Genomic DNA, 8,495 nt, shown 5'->3' on the forward strand with positions numbered 1-8,495 from the left:
GGATGGTCCAGGCATCCGCGTACGGCGATGAGGACCGCCTCCCGCTGCGGAGCCCGGTCCCGGCCGGTGCCGCCGCGATCGTGTCGTGGATCGTGTGGGCATCCGCCCTGCTGATCGGACCGCTCGCGCTCGCCGCGACGAACTGGCTCGTCGGCATTCCGGTCACCGCTGTCGCGATCGTGATCGGGGTCGTGGTCGGCCCACGCTGGTATTCGATGGCTCGCCGCTGGCTGGTCCTCGTCCCCGCCGGCCTCGTGGTCCATGATCCGCTCGTGCTCGCCGACACGCTGATGGTGCGCACCGATCAGATCCTCGGGATCGGACTCGCCCGAGCCGACACCGCTGCGGCCGACCTCACCGGCCCGGCGAGCGGCTACGCCGTCCAGGTCGACACCACCGAGCCCGTCGCAACGGTCTTCGCGTTCACACCGAAGGACCCGAACGGCAAGGCGATCCACATGACCGGGTTCCTGGTCGCACCCAGCCGCCCCGGCGAGGCACTCCGGCTCGCCCGCGCCCGTCGCCTCCCGATTCGCTGACCGCGGTCGGAATCCGAACCTCGATCGAACCCGCGGCTCGACACCCGAACGCCAGGTCGAGAATGTGCGAAGCTCGCAGAATCGATCCCGCATTTCCGCACGGATCGCGAGCGCGTGGAACGCCTCGACGGCACCCATCGGTGCCGCGCACAACTCGCGAAGGAGAACCCACCATGACGAAGCCGTTCAACGGTGTCATCAACCTGGACGTCCGCGACTCGGTCGCCGACTGGGCGCCGTACGCCCCACCGAAGGCCGCCGAGGACGCGCCGAACGTCGTGTACATCGTGTGGGACGACGTCGGGATCGGATGCATGTCGACGTTCGGTGGACTGGTCGAAACACCGAACATGGACCGCCTCGCCAACCTCGGTCTGCGTTTCAACAACTGGCACACGACGGCGCTGTGCTCGCCGACTCGTTCGAGTCTGCTCACCGGTCGCAACGCGCACAGCAACGGAATGGCCTGCATCGTCGAGGGGGCGAACGGCTTCCCTGGGCTGAGTGCGGTGATCCCCCGTGAGAACGGGACGATCGCCGAGATCCTCGTCGAACACGGCTACAACACCTACTGCGTCGGCAAGTGGCACCTCACGCCCGAGACCGAGTCGAACATGGCGGGGTCGCGACGTACGTGGCCGACCGGTCGCGGCTTCGAGCGCTACTACGGGTTCCTCGGTGGCGAAACGAACCAGTGGTATCCGGACCTGGTCGCCGACAATCATTTCATCGAGCAGCCGTACTCGCCCGAGGAGGGCTACCACTTCTCGGCCGACATGGCCGACGCCGCGATCGGTTTCGTGCGCGATGCCCACCAGATCGCACCCGAGAAGCCGTTTCTCATGTACCTCGCGCCCGGGTGCGCCCACGCTCCGCACCACGCACCACAGGAGTGGGTCGACAAGTACGCCGGGACGTTCGACATGGGCTACGAGGAGTACCGCGAGGTCGTGCTCGCGCGGATGATCGAGCAGGGGATCCTCCCCGATGGCACGGCGCTGTCGGAGATCAACCCGTGGGCCGCCCCGGACGTCATCAACGAGGTCGACACCGTTCTCCCGTGGGATGGACTGTCGGATGATCAGAAGCAACTCTTCAACCGCCTGACCGAGGTCTACGCCGGCTTCATCAGCTACACCGACGCCGAGATCGGTCGGTTCCTCGACGAACTCGAGGAGATGGGCCGGTTCGACAACACGATCTTCGTCGTCGTCTCGGACAACGGAGCGTCCGGTGAGGGGACCCCGAACGGCTCGGTCAACGAGAACAAGTTCTTCAATGGCTGGCCGGACGACCTCGAGGAGAACCTCAAGTACCTGGACCATCTCGGCGGCCCCGAGACCTACGAACACATCCCGACCGGTTGGGCCTGGGCGTTCAACACGCCGTTCAAGATGTTCAAGCGATTCACGCTCGAGGGCGGGATCGCCGACCCCTGCGTGATCGCCTGGCCCACCAAGACCGCTTCGGTCGGTGGTCAGGTCCGACAGCAGTACCACCACGCGGTCGACATCATGCCGACCGTGCTCGACCTGTGCGGCATCGAGGCACCGCACGAGATCGACGGCCACGCGCAATCCGAGATCCACGGCACGTCGATGGCCTATGCCTTCGAACAACCGGACGCACCGTCGCGACGCACGACGCAGTACTACTCCATGCTCGGTACGCGAGCGCTCTACCACGACGGCTGGAAGGTCGTTGCGAAACATGGAGCGCTCACCGGGAAGGGCGACTTCATGGCCGACGAATGGGAGCTGTATCACGTCGCCGAGGACCTCTCGGAGACCATCGACCTCGCCGCGCAGCACCCGGACAAACGCGACGAGCTCGTGGGGTTGTGGTTCGTCGAGGCCGGACGGAACAACGCGCTTCCACTCGACGACCGAACCGCTCGCGACCAGTTGATGCTGGAGCGACCGATGATCTCACCGCCCCGCGACTCGTACACGTACTATCCGAACACCACCGAGGTGCCGGAGGGCGTGGCGGTCAACATCCGGAATCGATCGTTCACGATCGCCGCACGCGTCGAGCTCGATGCCGATGGTGCCGACGGTGTGATCTTCTCGCACGGCGCCCGGTTCGGCGGCCACGCGCTGTTCGTCAGCGACGGAGTGCTCCGGTACTCGAACAACTTCCTCGGAATCGAAGAACAGCGGCTCAGCTTCGACGGTCCCCTCCCGACTGACGCGACAACGATCAGCGTCGACTTCGAGAAGACACACGAAGATCCGCCATTCGTTGCCAACGGCCATGTCCGACTGCTCGTCGGTGACGAGGTCGTCGCGTCCGGTGAGATGCGCACGCAGCCGGGAAAGTTCGCACTCGCCGGCGAGGGACTCGCGGTCGGGCGCGACGCAGGCGACGCGGTCAGTTCCGACTACTCGTCACCCGCACACTTCACCGGGGGTTCGATCCGCGACGTGACGGTCACCGTGCGCGGCGAGCATCTCCTCGACATGGACATCGAGGGTTCCGCGATGATGGCGCGCGACTGACCCGAGCGCTCCTCGGTGAGAGCTCCCGATGACTACGCCGGCAGGTTGAGCTGCCAGGTCACGCCGTGGGGGTCGCCGACCCAGCCGAAGCGAGTGCTGAACCCGTAGTCGTCGAGCGGCATGAACACCTCACCACCGTCGGACAGTCGGTCGAAGAGTCGTCGGAGTTCGTCGAGGTCATCGCAATCGATCCACAACGACACGGCCGGCGTGAACCCCCACCCATGGGTGATCGGGCTGTCGGCACAGCTGAACTCGCTGCCCGCGAGGCGGAACCTGGCAGCCTTGATCGTGCCGTCGGGTCCGGGCCCCTCCGGGCCGTAGGGCTCGATCTCGAGGATCTCGAAATCGTCGAACACGTCCCGATAGAGATCGAGCGCGCCGGTGGCGGCCCCGTCCTGGAACGTCAAGAAGGTGCGCAGTCCCTGAGTCATCCTTCGACGTTAACGCTGCCTCCTGGCACGGCCGAACGACAGAATTCTGCGTAGCGCTCGACGGTCATCGGTTCCTCGTCGAACGTGTCGGGGTCGAACAGCGAGCGGTCGATCGAGCTGAGCGGGCCGAGGTAGACGTGGATGGCCCGGCACCAACTTCCGGTCGAACCGATGGCGTGGATGGCGGCAGGCCCCAAGGTCAGGACATCGCCCGGACCGATGTCGGCGCCACCGCTGCGGACCAACGATCCGCCGTCCCGCCGGAAGTAGCGCTGCTCCTCGGTGCCCTCGTAGACGCCGATGACCGCCGAGATCCGGTGATCGTGCGGCGGTTGTCGGACGTCGGATGCCGAATGGACCACGAAGACGGTGAGCGAGTCGTCCTCGAAGAGGATCTCATCGACGCCGGCGATCGAGGTGTCCGGACTGATGACCGGTTCGGGAATCTGCGCGCCCAACGCCGCAGGCTCGGCCACCAGTTCCTCCATCGCCCGCGTGATCTCCGCGATCGGGCGCTCGTTCTCGATCAGCGTCCGGCACGTCGCGATGAACCCGTCGAGCGATTGATGCGTACCTGCCGAGTTCGCGATCACCTCGATCACCGTAACGACAACCATCCGTTCCGGTCGCGCTCCGAACGATCGGGAGGGAGGGAGCGCGTCGTCAGACCGTGACGATGTCGAGGAGGTCGTCGAGCCCGGCGAGGTCCGCCGCGTTGCGTGTGTACAAGCGCGCCCCATGGGCGTGTGCGGTTGCCGCGATCAACAGGTCGAGAACGCGCGACCGGGGTTGATGTCCGACATAGGCCACGGCAGCGGCGAGACGTCCGTAGCTCGCCGCAACCTCGTCGTCGATGGGGATCGCATCGAAGCTGCGTTGCAACATCGTCAACCTCCTCAGCCGTTCCGCCCGGGTTGAGTCGTCAGCGGTCACCATGACACCGAAGTGAAGTTCTGCGATCGATGCGGCGCTGATGGCCAACTCGCCGTCAAGGGTCGGAACATCTGTCGCGATGAGCACGCTGGTGTCCAGCAGTGCCCTCACGCGTCGTCCCACGGGTTACTGATCGACTGGTCGATGAGGTCCTGGTCGCTGGGCCAGGACGGATCGGGTGGCCCGTGGAACAGCTCGGCGATTGCGTCCCAGGACTGCCAACGTTTCGGCATCACGGGAACCATTCGGGCGGCGAGTCGCCCGGCGACGGTGATGTCGATCTCTTCACCACCCTCGACACGTCGAATCAGTTCTGATGCAGCTTGCCGGAGTTCACGCAGGCCGACGCTGTCCATGCGTGCAATGAAGCACAAGCGCTACATTCGCGCCCGCCGAATCCCCCGTCCGTCACGGATCCCGAACCCATCGACGGGGTCTTCGCGTGGGAACGCTCGAACGGCTCAGCTGAGGAGGGCGGCTGCCGTGACGGCGAGGACGAGGCCGACGGCTTGTTTGCGGTCGAGGCGTTCGCCGAGGAAGGCGACGGCGAGCAGCACCGTGGTCGCGGGGAAGAGGCTCACGAGTGCGCCGACGATGGCGAGGTCCCCGCCGAGCGTCGACCACAGGAAGAGGCCGTTGGCGGTCATGTCGAGTGCGCCTGCGGTGATGGCGATGCCGATCGTCGACATCTCGGGCCTCGATGGTCGGGTGACGACCGCCGCGATGATCAGCACCGTGACCGAGGCGACTCGAGCCATCAGGAGTGGCACGGCTCCCGCGTCGTCGGGGGTCTGGGCGAGCAGTACGAAGAACGTTCCGAATCCCAACCCGGCACCGACACCGAGCGTGAGCGGACGAGTGGACGCGCCGGACACAGCGATGTCGCCACCGGCGACGAGCCACACTGCGAACGGAACCAGACAGATCCCGGCGATCGCGAGCGATCCGGGCCGGTCCCCGAGCACGACGCCGACGACCACGGGAACTGCCGCGGCGACCACCGCGCTCAGCGGGCTCACCAATCGGTTCGGTCCCTCGGCCAGCCCCTGGTAGAGCAGGACCAGACCACCGAGGCCGGCGAGGCCGCCGGCCGCTCCCCACGCGACCGACTGTGCCGTCCAGGCTCCGTCGATCACCAGAACGAGCACGACCGCGAGCGCGGCGCCTGCAAGGTTCGTGATCAACGTGACGGCGACAACTGCTGCCCGGCGAGTCGCGAGTCCGCCGAGAAAGTCGGCGACACCGAACGTGCAGGCGGCCGCAATGGCGAGGAGCGCGGGCATTCAGGGACGGTCGATCGGATCGAAGACCGCAAGCTGGAACTCGGCAGCACCGTTGGCGACACTTCGGTACTCGTGGCCTGCGTCGGCCGCGAAGATCAGCGACTGGCCCGCACTCACGGTCCGTGTCTCGCGACCGTCGATGTCGACCTCGACCTGGCCGGCGGTCACGATCAGTGCTTCGAGGCTGTTGGCGCTGTGCGCCTCGGAGCGCTTCGAGTCTCCCGGTTCGAGACACCACGACCACATTTCGAGTGGCCCCATCCCAACGAGCAACTGTGCTCGACTGCCGGCGTCGGTGGACCACAGGACGGCTGCGGACTCGTTGTCCAGTTGCAGCACCGCGTCGGCGGCGCCGGGAGTTTCCGCAACCAGGCTCGAGAGGTCGATTCCGAACCCGTTGGCGATCGACAGCAGCGTCGACAACGAGGGGTTCGCTGATCCCGACTCGATCTGGGTCAGGAGCCGCCGGCTGACTCCGAGCCGCGTCGCGGCGCGATCGAGCGACCAGCCCCGCTCCTTGCGTTCAGCCCGCACGACGACACCGATCGATTCACTCGTTCCCACGTCGGGCACGATAATGCCCGGCACGGTGCAACGCGTCTGGACGGCAACCGCACGGCGATCATCGACAGCACCGCCAACGCCTTCTTCGTCGTCGATCTACCGCCGCACCTGACGGGAGCTCATGGTCGGCGTCCGGTGATGGCGAGCAGACGATCGTGGAGCGGTGCGTCGTCGGTGACCTCGACGGCGGGACCGAAGACACCCATCTGACGCCATTCCTCAGCGTGCGGTTCGACGATGTCCCAGACGTCCTGGACCAGGTCGGCGGGAAGCTCACTGTCGAACCCGATCGCTCTGGCGATGTCATGAGCGCGCATGGCTCGGAACAAGATCGCGTGCCACAGCGCCTCGCGTGCCGGATAGTCACCGTAGGAGTAGTGAACGATGCGACCGTCGAGTTCCGAGTCGTCGAGCGTCTGCACGCATTCGATGGCCAGCTGCACGAGCTCGGCGAAGTGGTACTTCGGTGCGTCGCCGAGCAGGTCATTGCCGATCGGATCGCCGAACCGGTCGGCGCCGGCCTCGTCGATCGTGGTGCCGGCCATCATGGTCGGGATCCACGCTTCGTCGTAGGCCTGGTAGTCGAGGATCTGTCGCAGCGTGTAGTCACGGTCGCCGGCGGTCGGGAAGTCCGCAGTTGGCACGATGTCCCACTGGTCGTCGCCGATCTGGTCGACGACGGCTTCCAGTGTCCGATCGGCACGCACGAAGGTCTGGATCTCGTTCATTGTCGATTCTCCTTGTCGTTTGTCGTGCATGTCGGCGGATCACCGGTCATGCGCTGGTGGCGTCGAGATGCTGGAGCAGGTCGTGCGCTGCGAGCTCGACGTCCTTGTGGCGCCACTCACTCGCGCGGTATACGCACGCGATCAGTGCGCTGCGGTGGATGCGACGCAGGTCGCCCAACACGAACCCGTACCGCGCCTTGGTCTCGTCGTTCGCACCGGCCGTGAGGCCGAGATGCCAGGACGAGTACTCGGCCCACGTGTGGTTCTCCAGGAACGCGTTCTCGTCGTCGGCCGACGGCTGCGCCTCCCTCCAGTCGCTGTCGAGCACGTACTGGCGAGCGCCGATCATCTCACGCGCCTTGTCGACCGCCGCGGAGTTCACGTCGTAGGAAGCCATCGCTCGTCCTTCCTCGCCGGGTGTCGGTCGCCGAGGGACGGGTACCAGTCGGTACCACGCCCGTCAGGTGTGGTGTCGAGCAGCACCCACAGCGGGTTCATGTCCGGTGCCGCATGCGGATCCTGGCCAGGGTCGGCCATCTCCATCGTCCCCTCGCCGCTGTAGAAGTGACGGATCGTGCCGCGGTCATCGCGCTGGAACACGGTGTACGCCGGCATGTCGGCGTCGCGCTCACCGACGTAGTCGGCGGTGAAGTCACCACTCGGATCGGAATAGAACGACAGACCCGTCCACCCGCGTTCGCCGGCGTAGTCGACGATGCGTTCGATCGGCGATCGTGCCACCACGGCGAGCGCGACGCGTTGTTCGAGGTGGCGGGCCTCGCCGTCCCAGGCGTCGAGCATCGACGAACACATCGGGCAGCCCTGCTCGCGCTCCGGGCCGTACATCATCGAGTACACGATCAGCGTGTCGTGATCGCCGAACATTCCCGACAACGTGACCGGGCCCGTCCGGGCCTCGAAACGGTAGTCCTGTGGAATCTCGCCACCGGGCGGAAGTGCACGGCGCTGCTCGGCGACCCGCCACAGATGACGCCGCAACTCGATCTCCTCGGTGAGCAGTGAGTTGCGCGCTCGTCGATACTCGGGGCTCTCGTTCGGGAACGTGGTCGGATTCTGCGCCGCCAGTAGGTCGGCGGCGGTGAGCGTCTGTTGCTCGGTCATCGGAACCTCCTGCGAAACTTCTCGCCCGCTCCGCGTGGTGCGTCCTCGAATCCAGCGTGCCCCGGTCGCGAACCCGACAAACGCGCCTCCGCCAACTTTGTCGGCGCGACGTCGGTCAGTAGCCGAAGGTTGCGAGCAGGTCTCGGAGTTCTGTCTCGTGCTCGGCAACAACCAACACGGCACAACTTCCGAGAGCGGTGAAACCTCCCGTCTCCGGATGCTCGTTGCGAACGAGTTCTGCGCGTATCCCGGCCGCCTGTGCGTCCTTGACGATCAGCTCGCCTTCGACGATCGACGTGCCACTCTCGATACGAACGACGTCCGACATGGCCAAACCCGACGACAACCAACCGTCGGTGGTCGATCGTCGGTGCTTCGCACGCCCTGGGCG

At 66.1% G+C, this 8,495-nt stretch carries 12 protein-coding genes; 2 read left to right on the top strand and 10 right to left on the bottom strand.

Going from position 1 to position 8,495, the window contains the following annotated elements:
- Positions 1 to 539 (top strand): hypothetical protein (locus WBV89_RS02970; protein WP_423979855.1); only part of this gene is annotated, 539 nt, incomplete at its 5' end.
- A 173-nt stretch (positions 540 to 712) separates the two neighbouring features.
- On the top strand, positions 713 to 3,040 hold the full coding sequence (locus WBV89_RS02975; RefSeq protein WP_423979856.1) for an arylsulfatase: 2,328 nt from the start codon (positions 713 to 715) through the stop codon (positions 3,038 to 3,040).
- 32 nt (positions 3,041 to 3,072) lie between these two features.
- Here WBV89_RS02975 and WBV89_RS02980 read toward each other — a convergent pair whose 3' ends face one another.
- From WBV89_RS02980 to WBV89_RS03025, 10 genes are all read right to left on the bottom strand, one after another.
- Complete coding sequence (locus WBV89_RS02980) at positions 3,073 to 3,474, bottom strand: VOC family protein (RefSeq protein WP_423979857.1); 402 nt, start codon at positions 3,472 to 3,474, stop codon at positions 3,073 to 3,075.
- Positions 3,471 to 4,067 carry a hypothetical protein gene (locus WBV89_RS02985; protein WP_423979858.1) on the bottom strand — a complete coding sequence of 199 codons (597 nt, stop codon included), beginning with the start codon at positions 4,065 to 4,067 and terminating at the stop codon, positions 3,471 to 3,473. The genes WBV89_RS02980 and WBV89_RS02985 overlap by 4 nt, the downstream gene beginning before the upstream one ends.
- 70 nt (positions 4,068 to 4,137) lie before the next feature.
- Entirely contained in the window at positions 4,138 to 4,518 is a 381-nt protein-coding gene (locus WBV89_RS02990; RefSeq protein ID WP_423979859.1) for a PIN domain-containing protein, read from the bottom strand.
- Positions 4,515 to 4,763 (bottom strand): type II toxin-antitoxin system Phd/YefM family antitoxin, encoded by a 249-nt coding sequence (locus WBV89_RS02995; protein ID WP_423979860.1) that lies wholly within the window; start codon positions 4,761 to 4,763, stop codon positions 4,515 to 4,517. The genes WBV89_RS02990 and WBV89_RS02995 overlap by 4 nt, the downstream gene beginning before the upstream one ends.
- Positions 4,764 to 4,868: 105 nt before the next feature.
- Positions 4,869 to 5,690 carry a DMT family transporter gene (locus WBV89_RS03000; RefSeq protein ID WP_423979861.1) on the bottom strand — a complete coding sequence of 274 codons (822 nt, stop codon included), beginning with the start codon at positions 5,688 to 5,690 and terminating at the stop codon, positions 4,869 to 4,871.
- The gene (locus tag WBV89_RS03005; protein ID WP_423979862.1) at positions 5,691 to 6,254 is read right to left on the bottom strand and encodes a helix-turn-helix domain-containing protein; all 564 of its coding nucleotides are present in this window, start codon (positions 6,252 to 6,254) and stop codon (positions 5,691 to 5,693) included. It lies immediately after the preceding gene.
- A gap of 119 nt (positions 6,255 to 6,373) precedes the next feature.
- Positions 6,374 to 6,982, bottom strand: coding sequence for a hypothetical protein (locus WBV89_RS03010; RefSeq protein ID WP_423979863.1), 609 nt, complete (start codon positions 6,980 to 6,982; stop codon positions 6,374 to 6,376).
- A gap of 46 nt (positions 6,983 to 7,028) precedes the next feature.
- The gene (locus WBV89_RS03015) at positions 7,029 to 7,379 is read right to left on the bottom strand and encodes a hypothetical protein (protein WP_423979864.1); all 351 of its coding nucleotides are present in this window, start codon (positions 7,377 to 7,379) and stop codon (positions 7,029 to 7,031) included.
- The gene (locus tag WBV89_RS03020) at positions 7,361 to 8,104 is read right to left on the bottom strand and encodes a DUF899 family protein (RefSeq protein WP_423979865.1); all 744 of its coding nucleotides are present in this window, start codon (positions 8,102 to 8,104) and stop codon (positions 7,361 to 7,363) included. Before WBV89_RS03020 ends, WBV89_RS03015 begins: the two co-directional genes overlap by 19 nt.
- 115 nt (positions 8,105 to 8,219) lie before the next feature.
- Positions 8,220 to 8,495: hypothetical protein (locus WBV89_RS03025; RefSeq protein ID WP_423979866.1), on the bottom strand; the 276-nt coding region annotated here is incomplete at its 5' end.

Origin of the sequence: Ilumatobacter sp., assembly GCF_049588435.1 — a bacterium.
GTDB lineage: Bacteria > Actinomycetota > Acidimicrobiia > Acidimicrobiales > Ilumatobacteraceae > Ilumatobacter_A.

Bases quoted from the DNA above. Each gene is read 5' to 3' on its own strand.
- WBV89_RS02995 (WP_423979860.1), bottom strand. From the start codon at position 4,763: ATGGACAGCGTCGGCCTGCGTGAACTCCGGCAAGCTGCATCAGAACTG.
- WBV89_RS03020 (WP_423979865.1), bottom strand. From the start codon at position 8,104: ATGACCGAGCAACAGACGCTCACCGCCGCCGACCTACTGGCGGCGCAG.
- WBV89_RS03010 (WP_423979863.1), bottom strand. From the start codon at position 6,982: ATGAACGAGATCCAGACCTTCGTGCGTGCCGATCGGACACTGGAAGCC.
- WBV89_RS02975 (WP_423979856.1), top strand. From the start codon at position 713: ATGACGAAGCCGTTCAACGGTGTCATCAACCTGGACGTCCGCGACTCG.
- WBV89_RS03000 (WP_423979861.1), bottom strand. From the start codon at position 5,690: ATGCCCGCGCTCCTCGCCATTGCGGCCGCCTGCACGTTCGGTGTCGCC.
- WBV89_RS03015 (WP_423979864.1), bottom strand. From the start codon at position 7,379: ATGGCTTCCTACGACGTGAACTCCGCGGCGGTCGACAAGGCGCGTGAG.
- WBV89_RS02980 (WP_423979857.1), bottom strand. From the start codon at position 3,474: ATGACTCAGGGACTGCGCACCTTCTTGACGTTCCAGGACGGGGCCGCC.